12 protein-coding genes, 2 tRNA genes, 1 pseudogene and 1 riboswitch are annotated in these 17,226 nt (G+C 60.4%); of the genes and pseudogenes, 6 read left to right on the top strand and 9 right to left on the bottom strand.

The features are described 5' to 3' along the window. Positions 1-80: 80 nt before the first annotated feature. Positions 81-353, bottom strand: a complete 273-nt coding sequence (locus BLIJ_RS15135) for an MFS transporter (protein WP_269446657.1) — start codon at positions 351-353, stop codon at positions 81-83. A gap of 179 nt (positions 354-532) precedes the next feature. Between BLIJ_RS15135 and BLIJ_RS02210 the strand changes: the two genes are divergently transcribed. Beyond that, positions 533-2,356, top strand: a complete 1,824-nt coding sequence (locus BLIJ_RS02210; protein WP_012576845.1) for an AMP-dependent synthetase/ligase — start codon at positions 533-535, stop codon at positions 2,354-2,356. A gap of 294 nt (positions 2,357-2,650) precedes the next feature. Here the strand turns inward: BLIJ_RS02210 and BLIJ_RS02205 are convergent, their stop codons facing one another. The 7 genes and pseudogenes from BLIJ_RS02205 to rplS all read right to left on the bottom strand — a co-directional run bounded on the left by BLIJ_RS02205 (position 2,651) and on the right by rplS (position 9,487). Further along, the gene (locus BLIJ_RS02205) at positions 2,651-4,000 is read right to left on the bottom strand and encodes an alpha-L-fucosidase (RefSeq protein WP_012576844.1); all 1,350 of its coding nucleotides are present in this window, start codon (positions 3,998-4,000) and stop codon (positions 2,651-2,653) included. A 109-nt stretch (positions 4,001-4,109) separates the two neighbouring features. After that, the gene (locus BLIJ_RS02200; RefSeq protein ID WP_012576689.1) at positions 4,110-5,327 is read right to left on the bottom strand and encodes an MFS transporter; all 1,218 of its coding nucleotides are present in this window, start codon (positions 5,325-5,327) and stop codon (positions 4,110-4,112) included. A gap of 384 nt (positions 5,328-5,711) precedes the next feature. Beyond that, positions 5,712-5,881, bottom strand: a pseudogene (locus BLIJ_RS14755) (ATPase); the annotation flags it as partial. Positions 5,882-5,931: 50 nt separating this feature from the next. Next, the gene (locus BLIJ_RS02195) at positions 5,932-7,047 is read right to left on the bottom strand and encodes a LacI family DNA-binding transcriptional regulator (protein ID WP_012576843.1); all 1,116 of its coding nucleotides are present in this window, start codon (positions 7,045-7,047) and stop codon (positions 5,932-5,934) included. 126 nt (positions 7,048-7,173) lie between these two features. Next, on the bottom strand, positions 7,174-8,013 hold the full coding sequence (gene rnhB / locus BLIJ_RS02190; protein WP_012576842.1) for a ribonuclease HII: 840 nt from the start codon (positions 8,011-8,013) through the stop codon (positions 7,174-7,176). A 102-nt stretch (positions 8,014-8,115) separates the two neighbouring features. Then, on the bottom strand, positions 8,116-8,955 hold the full coding sequence (gene lepB, locus BLIJ_RS02185) for a signal peptidase I (RefSeq protein WP_012576841.1): 840 nt from the start codon (positions 8,953-8,955) through the stop codon (positions 8,116-8,118). Between the two features lie 166 nt (positions 8,956-9,121). Beyond that, the gene (gene rplS, locus BLIJ_RS02180; protein WP_007051394.1) at positions 9,122-9,487 is read right to left on the bottom strand and encodes a 50S ribosomal protein L19; all 366 of its coding nucleotides are present in this window, start codon (positions 9,485-9,487) and stop codon (positions 9,122-9,124) included. A gap of 308 nt (positions 9,488-9,795) precedes the next feature. Beyond that, positions 9,796-9,953, top strand: a riboswitch (M-box (ykoK) riboswitch). Between the two features lie 268 nt (positions 9,954-10,221). Here rplS and BLIJ_RS02175 point away from each other — a divergent pair. Both BLIJ_RS02175 and BLIJ_RS02170 read left to right on the top strand, forming a co-directional pair. Further along, positions 10,222-12,012, top strand: coding sequence for an ABC transporter permease (locus BLIJ_RS02175; protein WP_014484582.1), 1,791 nt, complete (start codon positions 10,222-10,224; stop codon positions 12,010-12,012). 18 nt (positions 12,013-12,030) lie between these two features. Beyond that, on the top strand, positions 12,031-13,455 hold the full coding sequence (locus BLIJ_RS02170; RefSeq protein ID WP_014484581.1) for an ABC transporter ATP-binding protein: 1,425 nt from the start codon (positions 12,031-12,033) through the stop codon (positions 13,453-13,455). Between the two features lie 312 nt (positions 13,456-13,767). Here BLIJ_RS02170 and pgi read toward each other — a convergent pair whose 3' ends face one another. Then, positions 13,768-15,465, bottom strand: a complete 1,698-nt coding sequence (gene pgi, locus BLIJ_RS02165) for a glucose-6-phosphate isomerase (RefSeq protein ID WP_012576838.1) — start codon at positions 15,463-15,465, stop codon at positions 13,768-13,770. Between the two features lie 289 nt (positions 15,466-15,754). Here pgi and BLIJ_RS02160 point away from each other — a divergent pair. The 3 genes from BLIJ_RS02160 to BLIJ_RS02150 all read left to right on the top strand — a co-directional run bounded on the left by BLIJ_RS02160 (position 15,755) and on the right by BLIJ_RS02150 (position 17,188). Further along, a tRNA-Thr gene (locus tag BLIJ_RS02160) sits at positions 15,755-15,827 on the top strand. Between the two features lie 87 nt (positions 15,828-15,914). Continuing rightward, a tRNA-Leu gene (locus tag BLIJ_RS02155) sits at positions 15,915-15,995 on the top strand. Between the two features lie 191 nt (positions 15,996-16,186). Continuing rightward, on the top strand, positions 16,187-17,188 hold the full coding sequence (locus tag BLIJ_RS02150; RefSeq protein WP_012576837.1) for an AEC family transporter: 1,002 nt from the start codon (positions 16,187-16,189) through the stop codon (positions 17,186-17,188). The last annotated feature ends 38 nt before the right edge of the window (positions 17,189-17,226 follow it).

The raw sequence follows: 17,226 nt of genomic DNA, 5'->3' as shown, positions 1-17,226 counted from the left end.
CTTGGGCATCAGCCCCTCGAAGTGGAAGTAGACTTCCGGATAAGGCAAAATCAGCCCCTCGAAGCCGAGAAAGCACGTTTCTACGGTGTCAGAAGCCTTCGGAACGCAAAAGGGTCGTCTGCACGCAGACGACCCATATGATCAATTCGCCAATAGACGCAGCAAACGCGGCCTAGTGCTGCTTCTGCGCGGCGACCAGTGCTTCGGCGGCGGCCGTACTTATCGGACAGGAAGCCGGAGAAGCCGGCGCCGATCACGCCGCCGATCATGATGGAGCTGATGACCAGACCCTGCAGGGCCGGGCTCAGCGCGTACTTGTCCTGCAGGAAGTCGATGGCTCCCGAAATGGACACGGTCATAACCGTAGAGCAAACCGGTTAGACACGGCGTTGTATACAATCCACAAAACCAGACAGACAACTTCTCCATTGCCCACAACGCGCGCAACCTTACGCCAGCGTAGCCTAACTTGTCAGGATGGCTCGATTTGTCAACAGCCATCACGCAACGCACGTAAGGACACGGCCCGCTTATGCTTGACCACTACACCATGCCCGGCGAATCCATCGAGATCCGCGATGACCAAACTATCTATTCACTGCTCACCGATCGCCTTGCCCGCACCGGCGCGGACACGGTAATCGCCGCCAAGAAAATCGGCCCCGGCCACTGGCAGAACGTCACCACCGGCGAATTCCACGAGCGCGTGGTCTCAGCCGCCAAAGGCCTGATCGCGCTCGGCATCGCCAAGGGCGACGCGGTAACCATCTTCTCCTCCACCCGTCTCGAATGGGGCATTCTCGATTTCGCACTGGCCGCAGTGGGCGCGGTAAGCGTGCCGATCTACGACACCGACTCCGCCCCGCAAGCCCAGCGCATCATGAACGATTCGGCGGTCAAGCTGGCCTTTGCCGACAACCGCGAGCGCTTCGACCGGCTCGACTCGGTCAAGGACCACTGCCCTGCCTTGAAGCAGATTCTCATGCTCGAGGGCAACGCACTGGGCGCGCTCGAAGGTCTGGGCGTGTCTGTTTCGGACGAGGAACTGAACGAGCGCGTGGCCACCGTGCGCGCCGACGATCTGGCCACCATCGTCTACACCTCGGGCTCCACCGGCAACCCGAAGGGTGCCGAACTGACCCATAAGAACTTCGTGTCCATCACCATCACCGCTTCGCAGGCGCTTCATGAAGTGGTGCTTGACGACCATCCACGCCTGCTGCTCTTCCTGCCGCTGGCCCACTGCTTCGCACGATTTATCCAGTACGCCTCCATCGCCTCCGATGACGGCGTGGTCGGTTATCTGCCGGATACCAAGTCCCTGCTGCCGGACCTGCGTTCGTTTGAACCGACCTACCTGCTGGGCGTGCCGCGCGTGTTCGAGAAGGTGTACAACGCCGCCTCGCACAAGGCCGGTGCCGGCTGGAAGGGCCGCCTGTTTGTCAAGGCCGCCGAGGCCGCGCGCGTCTGGAGCCGCAAGGAGCAGGCCGGCGAGCAGCACACGTTTGCCGAAATCGCCGAGCGCGCCAAGTATGAAACGCTCGTCTACCGCACGGTGCGCGGTGCTCTGGGCCCGAAGATCAAGTACGTGGCCTGCGGCGGCGCACCACTGTCGCTTGATCTGGCGCATTTCTACAACGGCATCGGACTGCCGATGATTCAGGGTTATGGCATGACCGAGACCGCCGCCCCGTTCGCCGCCACGCGCGTGACCGACAATGTGATCGGCACCGTAGGCCAGCCCGCGCCCGGCTCCTCGATTCGCATCTCCGACGAAGGCGAACTGCAGGTCAAGGGCCCGAACGTGTTCCGCGGCTACCACAATCTGCCGGAGAAGACGGCCGAGGCGTTCACCGCCGACGGCTGGCTCAGGACCGGCGACCTCGCGTCCATCGACGACGAAGGCCGCATCACCATCACCGGACGCATCAAGGACATCATCATCACCGCCGGAGGCAAGAACGTCTCCCCCATTCCGCTGGAGGAAGAGATCGCCAAATGCCCGATCGTGGAGCACTGTGTGGTGGTGGGCGACCAGCGCCCGTTCATCGGCGCGCTGGTGACGCTCGATCCGGAGTCGCTGGCATTGTGGCTGCCCGCGCATGGACTGTCCACGGAGACGCCGGTGGACCGGCTCGCCACGAACGCGGCGGTGCGCGAGGAGATCCAGCAGTACGTGGACAAGGCGAATGCGACGGTCTCGCGCGCCGAATCCGTACGCAAGTTCGCCGTGCTGGACACGCAGTTCACGCAGGAGAACAAGTGCCTGACGCCGTCGCTGAAAGTGGTGCGCCCGGCCGTTAATCACGTGTTCGCCGATGTGATCGACAACGAGATCTACAACGGCAAGCGGTGAGACGCGCGGTTCCTTGTGATCCGGCATGAAGAGAGGGCCTTTTTGCGGGCCCTCTCTTTTTTGACTGACGCTTTTGGTCATGCACTATTCGCCGTAATACACGAGCACTTCGTCGCAGGAAGGGATCACTTGGTAAAACGACTCATGATAGGCTCCTTCGCCTTGCAATAGGTTCTTACAGTAAGGGATAATGTACGGTAAGGAAATTATTCAATATTGTTTTAGAATTTTTCCACTCATGAGCGAGGCGGCCGCGCCGGCCGGACTGCGACCGCCTTCATGGATAAGAGCTGATTAGTGTCGAGCAAAACGCACGACCTGAGGGCCGGCGACGTCTGTCGCGGGAATCTCCACGGTCAGCATATCGCCGTCCGCCTCCACGACAACGTTGCCACCGCCAAGAATGGTTGCGGAATCCACATCGACCGCACCCGCATCTATGCGCAGCGGAACCCTGCCCGCAGCATCGACGACGGCATAGACGCTCTTGCCGTCTCCGGTCCAACGAACCCATGGCTCGCCGTCCCCCTCTCCGGAAGGCGAGGCTTCCGGCACCGGTTCGACATCATGGATACTCGGCGAGTTCACGTCCATCCAGTCGGCCATGCCCTCGAGGCACTGACGCTGCAGTTCGGGGATGCGTCCGGCGGCGTCGGGGCCGATGTCGAGCAGCAGGTTGCCGCCCATGGAGACCACGTCGGCGAGCAACTTCACCGCCTCCGGACCGGTCATGTAGGAGTCGGCGTCCTCCATCTGGTTGTAGCCGAAGGAGTAGCCGATGCCTCGGGTCATCTCCCACATGCCCTTGCCCATGAGCTCCTTGCCCTGTTCGTATTCGACGGTGCGGAAGTCCCAATGGGTCAGGCCCCAGCGGTCGTTGACCACACCATCCGGCACCACGTCGTAGTAATGCTCGAACAGTCGGGCCACGCTGAAATCGTTGTCCTCCTCCGAGATCTTCGGCACGTCGATATCTCCCCACAGGATGGACGGCTGGTATTCGTCGATGAGGTCCATCACATGCGAGTACATATAGCGGGCGTAGTCCTCGCTCTGCGGCCCGTATTCCCCGTCGCCGAGAATCGGCATGTTGGGCTCCTTGTGCCAGTCGAGGCCCGAGGAGTAGTACACGCCGAACTTCAGTCCCTTGTCGCGCATGGCGTCGGCGAATTCCTTGACCAGATCGCGATGCGGACCACGGTCCACGGTATTCCACCCATCGTTGTCGGGGGCCTTCCACAGCGTGATGCCTTCGTGATGCTTCGTGGTCGGCACGAAGTACCGGGCACCGGCGCGTGCGAACAGGTCGGCCATGTCCGCGGGGTCGAACGCCTCGGCCTTCCACATGTCGATGAAGTCCTCATACGGCATGTCACCGTAGACTTCCTTCTGATGCTCGGCCGCCGGCGAGCCCTTGATGCTCATCGTGTTCCAATACCATTCCGCATACGGGCAGTGGGTGTTCCAGTACACCGGATCGTCAAAGGTGCCAAGCGCACCGATCGGCTCCGCCCATGCCGGCACCGAATACGAACCCCAGTGGGCGAAGATGCCGAGACCGGCGCCCTTGAACCATTCGGGTGTATCGTGCACGAACTTCTCATACATCTTGGGACGCTGTGGATTGGCCATGAACAACACCATGTTGAAACTCCTTTGTTCGTTGTCTGTGTGTCTGATTGGTTGCTGGTTGTTGGTTGCTGGTCGTTGATTGCCGTCGTCCGGTTCCGGTACGGCTCCGTCGCCGCGGGAATCACACCGTGAGCTTCTTGTCCACCTTGAGGGTGATCAGCTCGATGACCACCATCACGAGGTAGAGCGCACCACCGACGATGATGGCGAATCCGGCCGAGGAATTGCCGAAGATGCTTGCCGTCAGCGCGAAGAAGTACGGGGAGATCAGACAGCCGATGTTGATGCCGATAATCACGATGGACGTGGTCAGGTTCATCGAGTGCGCGGGCGAGTAGTCCACGAATCGTGCGGTCAGCGCGGGGTTGATGATGCCCCATGCGAAGCCGGCAATCAGCACCAGGGCGAACATCAGCGGCACGTTCTTCGTCAGCGCAGTGGCGATGAAACAGATGCCGATGACCACTTCGGAGATGGTCACCGTCAGGCGCTTGGTGACCTTGGCGACCTTGTCGAACAACACGCCGGAGAGGATGGTGGCGACGACGAGGAAGCTGAAGATCAATGTGGCGAGCGATGCGGAACCGATGCCTTCATCGACCACATAGCTGGCGAGCTTGATGGACATGACGTTGTAAAGCATGGAGACCACCAGGAAGATGAACGCCAGCCACAGCACCTGCCAGTTCGTCGTCTGCTTCTGCGAGGCGCTCTTGTCGACGACGTGGCCCTCATCGTCGACGAGCGCGCTGCGAATGCTGAAGTTATCGAACTCCTTCGGAATGAACATGCCCACGAGCACCATGGGGACGAACAACAGGAAGAAGATGAGGTACGTGGATTGCCAGTTGATGGTGATCAGCAGACTGGCGACGAACAGCAGCACGACGTCGCCAAGATTGCCGACCGCCTGTCTCCACCCAAGCAGCTTGCGTTGCATATCGCCGTCATACAGGTCGGTGATGTACGACACACTCAAGGTGACGAACAGCGCCGACCCGAAGCCGAAGAACATACGCGATATGAGAATCGGCCAATAGTACGGGAAGAACGCCGGAATCACGCCTGTGACGGCGGATATGAGGAATCCCGCCATCGCGATTTTCTTCCTGCCGATGGCATTGGCGAATAGGCCGGTCAATGCCGTGCCGACCATCGAGCCGATCGTCGGCACCGTGGTCAGCAGTTCGACGTTCGCCGCGGAATAGTCGGAGAACGCCTCCTTCATCGCCGGTATGGTGCCGCTGACTGCATTGCTGGCGGACATCAGCAACGACATCGACAAGACGCCGACCACCAAGGTCTTGGATTTCAACGCTTTGCCAACATCTAATGCCATTGTCAGACTCGTTTCTTTCTATTTTCTATTCGGCGGAAGACGGCGTCGTCTTTCGCCATACAACGCGCAATCGTTATCGATTACGCGGGCAGCGGGAATTCACTCCTCTATGGGCGTATAGGGTCGGTTGGAACGTGGACGAAGGACAAGGACCGAGTCACTATGGTTGTTGCCCGTGGCAACAACAACCGGTGCACGTCTGCGGTGACGTTCCCCATCGCCTCAGTTCTTTAATGTAATGGACGTTGACTGCATTATAAACACCGGAATAAGAAATATGCAAACCCGTGTTAGAAATTTTTGACCTTTCCACTGTGATGGATGGACGTTTTTCCAAAATCTCAAGGACTTCCCTCAATAAAGGGAGGTCAGAAAGGCTTACTTATCAGCGAGGTTGCTGTGATCCTCGTTGGTGTTCCACAGGTAGTTGGCGAGCACGGCCATACCCCAAGCGCCACCTTCGGAGTGGTGAAGATGCCGCCATGGCCCACGAGAGAGTCGACCTGCACGTGCTCCTGCTTGGTCATCACGTCCATGCCAATCTTGACCGGGGAGCGAAGCAAACCCTCGAATCATCCGAAGAAGCGCCCCGCTAAGCCCAGCCTTACCGCCGGGGAGCCGGTCCCAAGGACCGCCGAGCACGCACTTCGGCGGGGATCAGGCCCACGCCGTGCTGGGTGGTCAGGAAGGTCGGCTCGCCGCCCTCCCCCAGCAAACGCAGCGTCTCGCGCATGGCGGCCACGCCAAGCCCCTCGAAATCGGGATGCACGGTGGTCAGCGGTGGGTACATGTTATCCACGCCAGACATGTCGTCGAATCCGACCACGCTGATGTCTTGCGGAATCCGAAGCCCATGCTCATGCAACGCGCGCATGACGCCGACGGCCTGATTGTCGTTCGCGGCGACGACCGCAGTGGGTAACGCCATGCCCCGACGCCCATACTCATCAATGAGATGATTCATGTGCGCATATGCCTCAGAGGCATCCCACGTATGGCAGCGCACGATCTGTGAATCGATGGATCGGGAGGCGGCGAGCTTGCGCCACGCATCCAGTCGGGTGTGGGCGTCGCGCCATTCGTTGGGACCGGCAAAATACAGAGCCGATTTGTGCCCGTATTCGCCCAGCAAGGCCACCACTTTGGCCATTGCACCCCACTGGTCGATACCGACCAGCGCAGTGCGACGCTTGTTTTCGGTGGAGATAAGGCCCAATCCCTCACGCACGGTCATTTGGCCGTGGGTGGCGGTGACGATGACGCGCGGCTGAGTGACTCGCGCACGGCAGGCGGCGGCGAACATCACGTCGGTCGGAGTCAGGAAGATGAAGGCGTCGACGTTCTGCTCGTTGAAGGTGTAGCACAGGTTGTCGAAGTCGACCTGTGTGCACAAAGCCTCGTGGACCATCATCACGCTCATGAACAGACCGTGCTCGCGGGCCATGGATTCGATGGAGGAGATGGAGGAAATCGGGCCGAAGAATTTGAGGCCTCCGGCGATCAGGCCTATGGTGCGCGAACGGCGGGAAGCCAGTGCGCGCGCGGAATTGGATGGGCGGTAGCCGAGTTGGTCAATGGCGGCCTGGACTCGCGCACGGGTGGCGTCGGAAACGTCCGGCGAGTCATTGATCACACGGGAGACGGTTTGGTGGCTGACTCCGGCGAGCTTGGCCACTTCGAACATGGACGGACGTTTGCTTGGCTTGCGGCCGGTCACCATGCTGCCTAACCTCCCCGCTGGCGGCCGGCACCCATGCGCGGCCAGTCTTGTACCTTAATCAATACTGACTTTAGCGCGTCCACAACAGTTTTGCGTTAGCGCTCACACTGTCGTGTCGCAGGCGGCTCAGGTCAGGTGCCATGAGACACGGTGGAGCGGAGTCGGCCCGTGTTCGGCGATGGCGGTACGGTGTGCGGCGGAACCATAGCCCTTGTTATGAGCCCATTCGTAGGCGGCGTAACATGGGTTGCTTTGCGCGAGGTCGACCATCAGCCGGTCTCGGGTCACTTTGGCGATGACCGCCGCGGTGGCGACGGTGGCGCAATGCTGGTCGCCTTTGACTTTGGTCGTTATATCGGCTGGAATCGGCACGTCCGGCGCGTCGAACGTGTTGAGCGCCTTGGTGATGTAATCGCTCGGCCCGTCGAGAATTCCGGCGACTTTGGGCAGGGCGCGAACGCTTTCCCTACAATTTCCAATGGATTCCCCTACGGAGTCTCCCGGATGACCTTCCACAATCTCCCCCGCAGACTCCATCGAAGCCTTTCTTGCCGCCAATCTCCCTCCAAGCCGTAAGCCAAGTTCGCGTTCGACTTGGCTGAGCGCGCGCAGGGCGGCCACGCCAAGCGCGTAGGTGATGCCCCATTCGTCGATCTCGGTGTTGCTGGCCTGGCCTACGGCGTAGGCCGCGCACCAGTCGCGCAGTTCGTCGAAAATCGCCTCGCGCCTATGTTCGGTGAGCATTTTGGAGTCGGCCACGCCGTCCGGCACGCCGAGGTAGGTCCGCCCGGACAGTTCGACGGCATCATCGCCATCCAACGGCTCCAAATCACGGGCCCAGATGGCGGCGCACCCGACCATCACCGGGCCGGCGAGCGCGCCGCGGCCGACTTCATCGAATCCAGTAATAAGGTCATAGCCCTGGGCCGCAAGGCTGCGTTCCAAGTCAAGTGTCGGGGTAATCATGCGCGGCTCCCATCGTCTCACAATGGTTAGGATTCATATGGCTCAGGATTCAGACGGCCCGGAACTCAATCAGTTCAAAGACTCACACGGTTCAACGAAGACTCAGGAATTTGAGCCGGAAGCGTCAGGCACGTCCTTGAAGACTTCGTGGTAGTCATCAATCGCACCAAGCCGGTCAAGCGGCCAGTATCTCGCGATTCCGACTCCGACCACATCGGAGATGGGAACCAAGCCGCGATCGCCGTCATCCTGATGATAGCGGGAGTCGGCGGAATTGGCGCGATTGTCGCCCATGACGAACACGTGGTCCTCGGTCACGGTTACCGAGAACGGGAAGGCGCTCGGATCCACGCCGGGGCGAATGTAGGAGGTCTCATTGATGGCCACGCCGTTGATGGTCACCGGCTGGCCCGCGCCCTTGCATTCGACCACGTCACCGGGCAGTCCGATCAGTCGCTTGATGAGGTACCCGCCACCGAGAGCGCTGCTCTGCTCCTCGTTCAACCAGTTGTTGGGATCTTTGAATACCACGACGTCGCCGCGCTGCAGATCGAAGATCTTGGGGGTGAGCTTGCTGGTCGCCACGCGATCGCCGGGCACCATGGTGTCCATCATCGAGCGCGAAGGAATCTCGTAAAAGCCGACGGCGAAAATGCGAATCAGCAGCACGATAAGCACGGGAACGCCGCACCACAGGAAAAAGTCGCGTAGGGTGAAGTGGTCATCATCCATCGATGATGCTGCCGCGGCATTCGCGCCAGCGGAAGAAGCGGCGTGCGCAGGGCGCGCCGGTGCCGGGGGAACCGGGGACAGGGCGATGCCGTGGTCGGCGACTTGGAACGTGCGGGAATCGCGGGCATCGGCCTCGTCATCATACGAGGTCTGGTTGCTCTCCGGATTGTCGGAAACCGGGAATTCGCCGTTATCCTGATCGTCCTGCATACCATCTCCTCGCGATTCATGCTGCCGGATATGAGGGGTGCCGGCGCCCGTCCATCATACGTGGAAAATACGGAAACAGCCCGAAACCGAAACGGTTCCGGGCTGAATTTCACGGTTTATTCGCGCACCTGCATCATCAGGCCCACGATTGCACCCGCGAATCGACTCACTTAGCGGAGTTGTCGCGGCGCTCGGCAATACGAGCGGCCTTACCGCGCAGAGCGCGCAGGTAGTACAGCTTGGCGCGGCGCACACGGCCCTTACGCACGAGCTTGATGGAGTCGATGGACGGGGAGTGCACCGGGAAGCGACGCTCCACACCAGTGCCGAAGCTAATCTTGCGGACCACGAAGGTCTCACGCACGCCAGCGCCCTTACGAGCGATCACCACGCCGGTGAAGGTCTGGATACGGGAGTTGTTGCCTTCCTGGATCTTCACGTTCACGTCGACGGTGTCGCCGGGACGGAAGGCCGGGATTTCCTCGGCCGGCTTCATGTGCTTGGCGTCAAAAGCCTCAACAGCGTTAACCATTGTTTTCCTTCAGTGCTGCCGCATATCAGCCACAGATCTGGGGCCATCCACGCGATTGCGCATCGCGTGCGTTGGCCTGTTCTCGTTATCCCTCGGGTTTGCCCTTGGGAAGCCTGCCGATCCGCCGAAAGTCAGGCCTTGCGGCCGTTCGGACTGGACCCATGGAGACGTGGGCTTATGCGGCGGCCCACTTCTCGACACAGCAATCGTCAATTGTACGGATTATTGCGGACAGAATGGCTGCCTGATTGCATTCCAACACCAAGGCACTGCGACGTAGTTGACAGACCTGCGGGCGGGCTTTATCTTGGGAGCGTCGGTAGGCGAGGCTACCGCAGGGATATGGGTTGCTGCCGCTAACAGTGGAGACACTGCACGCAGGTCAGCAGTTCTTGTCGGATCAAGGCATGAACTAACGCAATTCCACCGCCCTGCGATGCTGAAGCTTGAACGATGGCCGAATCGGCGGATTCGAATACTTTCCGCCCCTCCTGCTGGTCGCATGGATACCGACGATGGTATTGATCTGGCGTTTCAGCGCACGGCTTGAAGGAGGTGAGAGTCCGATGGACGGTGATTATTCCAGTAGTTCCGCCGCCGGCAACAGTCATAGTTGCGGTGGTGAGGACCATGTTTTCTTATATTCCGTTATCCGGAAGTCGGGCTCTCGCCTGTAGTGCTCCTTGGATAACCCTTGCATAATTCGTCTTTCCTATGCATAGGGAGGTCTTTTCATGACCATGTTTTCATTCAATCGCGTCGACGCGCGTCCAGATGCGTCGGCCCGCAACCCTTCCACCGCCGCGTCCGACCGCCAACCATTCGCCGTACGCCTGGCCTCCGACGTACTGGTCGCGTCCGGTATTCTGGCGCTGTTCGGTCTGATCGCTTGGATTCTGCCGGCGATCGGCGAACCGATCGGCCCGAAAGGCGTGCCGTCACAAGTCAGTACGAATCTCGCCGACCTGCCGTATTACGCGCTGCGCTCGGTGTTCCGCATGCTCGTGGCACTGTTCTTCTCACTGGTGTTCACGTTCATCTACGGCACGGCGGCCGCGCGCTGCCGCCGCCTGAGCCGCGTGCTGATTCCTCTGTTGGATATTCTGCAGTCGGTACCGATTCTGGGCTTTCTTTCGGCCACCATCACCATCTGGATGGTGCTGTTCCCCGGCTCGATGCTGGGCGTGGAGGCCGCGTCGATTTTCGCAATCTTCACCAGTCAGGCCTGGAACATGGCGTTCTCGTTCACCCGGTCCCTGACCAGCGAACCAACTGAACTCGACGAGGCGGCCCGCTCACTACAGCTCACACGCTGGCAACGATTCTGGACACTGGACGTGCCGAACGCGATGATTCCGCTGCTGTGGAACTGCATGATGAGCGTAGGCGGCGGATGGTTCTTCCTGACCGCCTCCGAGATGATCTCGGTGAACAATCGCACCTATGCGTTGCCCGGCATCGGCAGCTTCGTGGCACAGGCGGCGGCCGAGGAGAATCTCGCGGCCATCTGCTGGGCCATCGTGACGATGGTGCTGGTGGTGCTGCTTATCGACGTACTGCTGTGGAAGCCGTTGACCGCGTGGGCGGAGAAGTTCCGCATTACGCAAAGCGAGTCGGCGGTGCGCAAGACCAGTGTGGTGCTGACCATCATTCGTCAGTCACATATCGATGAGATGGTGGCCTGGCTGTTCAGGCCTGTCGGCGACCTGTTCGACACGCTGACCCGCCCGTTGGGTCGGACCGGTGGACGTTGGGCGGCGGACGTGAAGTCCGCACGCAGCCGCGCGCTTGACGTGGTATTCACAGTACTGGTGTTGGCAGCGTGTGCGTTCGGACTGGTGCAGCTTATGCTGGTGATTCATCGCGATGCGGGATTCGGCGAGCTCGGGCAGGCGTTCGTGTTGGGCATGGTGACGTTCCTGCGCGTGGCGCTGCTTACGCTCGTCTGCTCGGCGATTTGGGTGCCGATTGGCGCGATGATCGGCATGAATCCGCGCGTTTCGCGGTTTATGCAGCCGATTGTGCAGGTGCTGGCCAGCTTCCCCTCGAACTTCACGTTCCCGTTCGTCACGCTCTGGTTCGTGGCATGCAGCGTGGATATCAACTGGGGCAGTATTCTGCTGATGGCGTTGGGCACACAGTGGTACATCCTGTTCAATGTGATCGCCGGGGCCAGCCAGATTCCCGACGATCTGCGTGAGATGACGCGCAGCTTCCAGCTGGGGCGCTGGCAGCGGTGGCGCGATTTGATTTTGCCGGCGGTATTCGGCTCGTGGGTCACGGGCGGCATTACGGCGGCCGGTGGGGCGTGGAATGCCTCGATTGTCTCGGAAATCGTAAGTTATGGACGGCATACGCTGACCGCCTCCGGCTTGGGCGCGTATATCGCCGAGGCCACCGAAAGCGGCAACACCGTGAGGACCATCATCGGCGTGACCGTGATGAGCGTGTTCGTGGTGGCCGTCAACCGCCTGTTCTGGAACCCGCTGCAGCGCATGGCCGAGCGCCGTTTCGCACTGAACTAAAGACTTAAGGAGAATAATATGACTGTTGCAATGGAAACCATTCGTTCGCTGCGGGCGGTGACCCCGCAGAACACCATCATCGAAGCCCAGCACGTCGGCCAGCGCTTCACGGCCGACAACGGCACCGAACTCACCGTGTTCGACAACATCTCGTTCAACCTGTACGAGGGCGAGATCGTGGCCATTCTGGGCCGTTCGGGTGCCGGCAAGTCCACATTCCTGCGTGCGCTGGCCGGACTTGTCAAGCCGACCAGCGGCACGGTCAAGTATCGCGGCGAGGCCCTGACCGGTCCGAATCCCGGCATCGCACTCGTGTTCCAGACCTTCGCGCTGATGCCGTGGCTCACCGTGCAAGACAATGTGGAACTCGGTCTGAAGGCGCGCGGCGTACCACGTGCGGAACGCACCAAACTGGCTCTGGATGCCATCGACATGATCGGCCTGGACGGCTTCGAATCGGCGTATCCGAAGGAACTGTCTGGCGGCATGAGGCAGCGCGTGGGCATTGCACGCGCCTTGGTGCTGCGGCCGGACGCGCTGTTCATGGATGAACCGTTCTCCGCCCTGGACGTGCTGACCGCCGAAAACCTGCGTCAGGAAGTGCTCAAGCTGTGGTCGAGCGAACAGCGCAGCATCAAGTCGGTGCTTATGGTCACGCATAACATCGAGGAAGCCGTGGAGATGGCCGACCGAGTGGTGGTGTTGGGCTCGCACCCGGGGCATCTGATTGCCGATGTGCGGGTTGATCTGCCGCGCCCGCGCGACCGTCACAGTGTCGAATTCGAGGCGATGGTGGACCGACTGTACGCGATTTTGACCGGACAGGCCTCGCAGCCTACGCAACAAGCCGAGGCTTTATCGCCATCGGCATCGCTCACGAACGCACCCGTCACGGACGCATCCGTCACGGACGCATCAGACCTTCAGCCCGCCAAGACCATCGAGAAAATCAAGGAGCATCCGCTGCCCAACGCCACGCCGGGCGGGCTTGCCGGTCTGCTGGATGTGGTTGCCGAGCATCCTCACGGCATCGACTTGGCAGATTTGGCCTCGGCTCTTTCGTTCGAGGTGGACGACCTGTTCCCGCTGGTGGATGCCGGTACGATGCTGCGCGTCATCGTGGTACGCGACGGCCATGTGCAGATCACCGAGGCGGGCGACTCCTGGCATAAGGCGGACATTCTGCGCGCCAAGCAGGTGTTCGCCTCACTGGCAATGGAACACGCGCCGCTGGTGCACAACATTGAGCATGCACTGCGGAAGTCTGCGGAAGGCAAGCTCCGCGGCGAGCTCATGCTGGACCTGCTGCGCGCCCGTTACGCCAACGACGAGGCGCATCAGCAGTTCGCCATCGCCGTGGAGTGGGGCCGTTACGGCGAACTCTTCGATTACGATGCCGATGACGATCTGCTGAGCTTGGATGAGGCGAATAAGGGCGAATAAGCGAATCAGCCACGTGAGTTGGCTAGACAGTGCCTTTATGTCTGCAAACAGATGCCGAAGCGGAATATGACCATTCGACTCATCTGACCGACAGCAATCCGTATATGCAAAGTGCCCGGCATCCGAAGATGTCGGGCACTAGTCGTGAGAGAGACTCCCCTCAGTCAGCTACACTGACAGCTCCTCTCACCCGAGGGGAGCCAGAGGAACGAATCAGAACTCGCGCCATGGACGGTCGCCAGACCGACCATCAAACAACACAGCGCGGCGCGCCAACCGCGAGTTCTGATTGAAGCGACGCAGGAGCGGAGATCAGAACTCGCGGTTGGCGCGGTAGAACTTGATCAGGCTCTGGGTGGAGGCGTCCTGGGCGGCGAGGGCGTCGTCGTCCTGGGAGATGGCCGGGGTGATCTGCTTGGCAAGCTGCTTGCCGAGCTCGACGCCCCACTGATCGTAGGAGTCGAGGCCCCACACGGTGCCTTCCACGAAGGTGATGTGCTCGTACAGGGCGATGAGCTCGCCGACTGCGAACGGGGTCAGGGCCACGCCGAAGATGGAGGTGGTCGGACGGTTGCCGGTGAACACGCGGGCCGGGACGATCTCCTCCGGAGTACCCTCGGCGCGCACTTCGTCAGCGGTCTTGCCGAACGCCAGGGCCTTGGTCTGAGCGAAGTAGTTGCCCAGGAACAGCTCGTGCACGTCCTGGTCGCCGTCCTTGGTCGGGTTCGGGGTGTTGACGAACGCGATGAAGTCGGCCGGGATGAGCTGGGTGCCCTGGTGGATCAGCTGGTAGAAGGCGTGCTGGCCGTTGGTGCCAGGCTCGCCCCAGAAGATCTCGCCGGTCTCGGAGGTGACGGGGGTGCCGTCCCAACGCACGGACTTGCCGTTGGATTCCATGGTCAGCTGCTGCAGGTAGGCCGGGAAGCGGTGCAGATACTGGTCGTACGGCAGCACGGCGTGGGAGGCGACCTTGAAGAAGTTGCGGTACCAGACGTTCAGCATACCGAGCAGCACCACGACGTTCTTCTCGAACGGGGTGTTGGCGAAGTACTCATCGATCTCGTGGAAGCCGTGCAGGAACTCCTCGAAACGAGCCGGGCCGAAGACCACGGCCAGGGAGGTGCCGACGGCGGAGTCGACGGAGTAACGGCCGCCGACCCAGTTCCAGAAGCCGAACGCGTTGTTCGGGTCGATGCCGAATTCGGCGACCTTCTCCAGGTTGGTGGAGACGGCGACGAAGTGCTTCTTGATGGCTTCGGCGTTCTTCTCGTCGGAGCCGTCGATGGCGCCCTTGGCCTTGAGCTCTTCGAGCAGCCAGGTGCGGGCTTCACGGGCGTTGGTCAGGGTCTCCAGGGTGGTGAAGGTCTTGGAAACGATGATGAACAGGGTGGTCTCCGGGTCGAGGCCCTTGGTCTTCTCGGCCAGGTCGTTCGGGTCGATGTTGGAGATGTAGCGGGCGGAGATGCCGGCGTCGGCGTACGGCTTGAGGGCTTCGTACACCATGACGGGGCCCAGGTCGGAGCCGCCGATGCCGATGTTGACCACGGTCTCGATCTTCTTGCCGGTCACACCGGTCCACTCGCCGGAACGGACCTTGTCGGCGAAGGCGTAGATGCGGTCGAGCACCTCGCGCACGTCCTTGACGGTGTCCTGGCCGTCGACGATGTACTTGCCTTCATCCTCGACCGGGCGGCGCAGCGCGGTGTGCAGCACGGCGCGATCTTCGGTGTTGTTGATGTGCACACCGGTGTACATAGCCTTGGTGCGCTCATCGAGCTTGACGGCCTTGGCAAGGTCGGCGAACAGCTGGAGGGTTTCCGGCTTGATCAGGTTCTTGGACAGATCGAAGTGCAGGTCGCCGGCGTCGAAGGACAGCTTCTCGACGCGCTCGGCGTCCTCGGCGAACCACTTCTTGAGGCTCACGCCTTCGGCCTGAAGCTCGTCATAGTGCTTCTGCAGGGCAGCCCACTCAGGGGTCTGGGTGGCGTCAACGGGCGGATTGATGGCCATAGGATTCCATTCCTTTCATCAGTGACTGGAGCGCCTTCGCTCACGGCTCGGATGCGCTCCGTATCACCAAACAGAATACTCACAAATTCGGACATGAACAGAACAAAAATCAGTCAGCGATGTCGGATTGCCATCGTTTGCATTATCGAACAGTTCATGGCGCGGCGCAACCGTCATCTTCAACCGAGCGGTCGCGACACAACCGCCAAGCCGCCGATTGGACTTTTCGCGGAGATGTCTTATACTTAATTTCTTGTGCGCGGCTGGCGAAATGCCTTCCGCGAGCCAAGCCACTTTAGCTCAGTCGGTAGAGCGGCTCACTCGTAATGAGCAGGTCGTCAGTTCGATTCTGACAAGTGGCTCGGATACCCTAGGCTGACTGGTCTGTAATGGCTGTCCGGCCTAGGGTTTTGCATATCTTCCACACCTGTGGAAACGCGGATATGCACGCGCGAGTGGCGGAATTGGTAGACGCGCAGGATTTAGGTTCCTGTGTCTTTGACGTGTGGGTTCAAGTCCCATCTCGCGCACCGGCTTGAGCCTCCTGGAAGCATTGAATCGCCAACGATTCCGGGAGGCTCTTCGTATATGCGTGAGACAATTGCAAGCCCTTGCGGACGCCTCTACACACGGCAATGCCAAGGCGGCAAATATAATGGTCACAGCATTGTGGGTCTGAGCCTGTGCGCCATGAGCCTGTGTGAGCCAAGGAGAGAAGTGTATGTCCGCCATTCTTACGCCGGTTGGTCTGTTGCTGATCGTTCTCGCCGGTTATCTGTTCAAGCGGTTTGGCCTGTTCGGGCAGAAGGATTATCGTGTGTTGCAGACCGCGGAATTCAATATCGTGCTGCCCGGTGCCATCGTATACTCGTTCGCCACCAATCCTCATGACATCTCACTGCTGCTTATTTCGGTATTCGCATTCCTGTTTGCCTTTATCCCGATCGTGTTCATCTTTCTGGCCACCCGCAAGCGCAATGTGACCGACCGCGCCTTCCTGATGCTCAACGGCGCCGGCTTCAATCTCGGCTGTTTTTCTTTTCCGGTCGTCCAGTCATTCTGGGGTGCGGGCGCGGTGGTGCCGGCTGCGATGTTCGATATCGGCAACTGCGTGATGGTGGCCGCCGGCACCAATGTGCTCACCCAGCAACTGCTGCATATTCAGCCCGGCAAAACACTTGCCGAGCAACACGCCGGTTCGGCGCCCACCTTGCCGTACGAAAAGCCCAAGGATCGCGACGCCAAACGGCCTGCCCGCCGCGCATTGCTGCGCACCATCGGCAAGAGCTTCTTCGGCTCGGTGCCGTTCGACACGTATCTGCTCATGATTGCGTTGACCGTCGCCAACGTGAAGATTCCCAATTGGATCGCCTCTATGACCCAACCGTTGAGCGGTGCCAACGCGCTGGTGTCGATGCTGATGGTGGGTATGCTCATGGACCTGCCTCAATCCAAGCATGACGTGAAGGAAGTCATGGCCGTCATCGCTTGGCGTATACCGTTCAGCGTCGCCTTCGCGTTGATCTCGTGGTTCCTGCTGCCGTTCTCGGCTTCGATTCGCGCCGTGATGGTGATTTGCGCGTTGTCTCCAATCGCCATTTTCTCCACGCTGTTCACCGACAAAGTACTCGGCAACGCCAAACTGGCTGGCTTCTCACTGGCAATCACCGCGATGATTTCACTGGCGATGATGACTGTGGCTCATGCGCTGATGGGCGTGTGAGCAAATGCGCAAGTAGGCACACGGCGGGCGCACGGTCA

The sequence above is a fragment of the Bifidobacterium longum subsp. infantis ATCC 15697 = JCM 1222 = DSM 20088 genome (assembly GCF_000269965.1).
In the GTDB taxonomy this organism is placed as follows: Bacteria; Actinomycetota; Actinomycetes; order Actinomycetales; family Bifidobacteriaceae; genus Bifidobacterium; species Bifidobacterium infantis.
The sequence above is the reverse complement of the archived record's forward strand: the minus strand, read 5'-3'. Positions and strand labels throughout refer to the sequence as shown.

Bases quoted from the DNA above. Each gene is read 5' to 3' on its own strand.
- pgi (WP_012576838.1), bottom strand. From the start codon at position 15,465: ATGGCCATCAATCCGCCCGTTGACGCCACCCAGACCCCTGAGTGGGCT.
- BLIJ_RS02200 (WP_012576689.1), bottom strand. From the start codon at position 5,327: ATGGCATTAGATGTTGGCAAAGCGTTGAAATCCAAGACCTTGGTGGTC.
- BLIJ_RS02205 (WP_012576844.1), bottom strand. From the start codon at position 4,000: ATGGTGTTGTTCATGGCCAATCCACAGCGTCCCAAGATGTATGAGAAG.
- BLIJ_RS02175 (WP_014484582.1), top strand. From the start codon at position 10,222: ATGACCATGTTTTCATTCAATCGCGTCGACGCGCGTCCAGATGCGTCG.
- BLIJ_RS02170 (WP_014484581.1), top strand. From the start codon at position 12,031: ATGACTGTTGCAATGGAAACCATTCGTTCGCTGCGGGCGGTGACCCCG.
- lepB (WP_012576841.1), bottom strand. From the start codon at position 8,955: ATGCAGGACGATCAGGATAACGGCGAATTCCCGGTTTCCGACAATCCG.
- BLIJ_RS02195 (WP_012576843.1), bottom strand. From the start codon at position 7,047: ATGGTGACCGGCCGCAAGCCAAGCAAACGTCCGTCCATGTTCGAAGTG.
- rplS (WP_007051394.1), bottom strand. From the start codon at position 9,487: ATGGTTAACGCTGTTGAGGCTTTTGACGCCAAGCACATGAAGCCGGCC.
- BLIJ_RS02150 (WP_012576837.1), top strand. From the start codon at position 16,187: ATGTCCGCCATTCTTACGCCGGTTGGTCTGTTGCTGATCGTTCTCGCC.
- rnhB (WP_012576842.1), bottom strand. From the start codon at position 8,013: ATGATTACCCCGACACTTGACTTGGAACGCAGCCTTGCGGCCCAGGGC.
- BLIJ_RS02210 (WP_012576845.1), top strand. From the start codon at position 533: ATGCTTGACCACTACACCATGCCCGGCGAATCCATCGAGATCCGCGAT.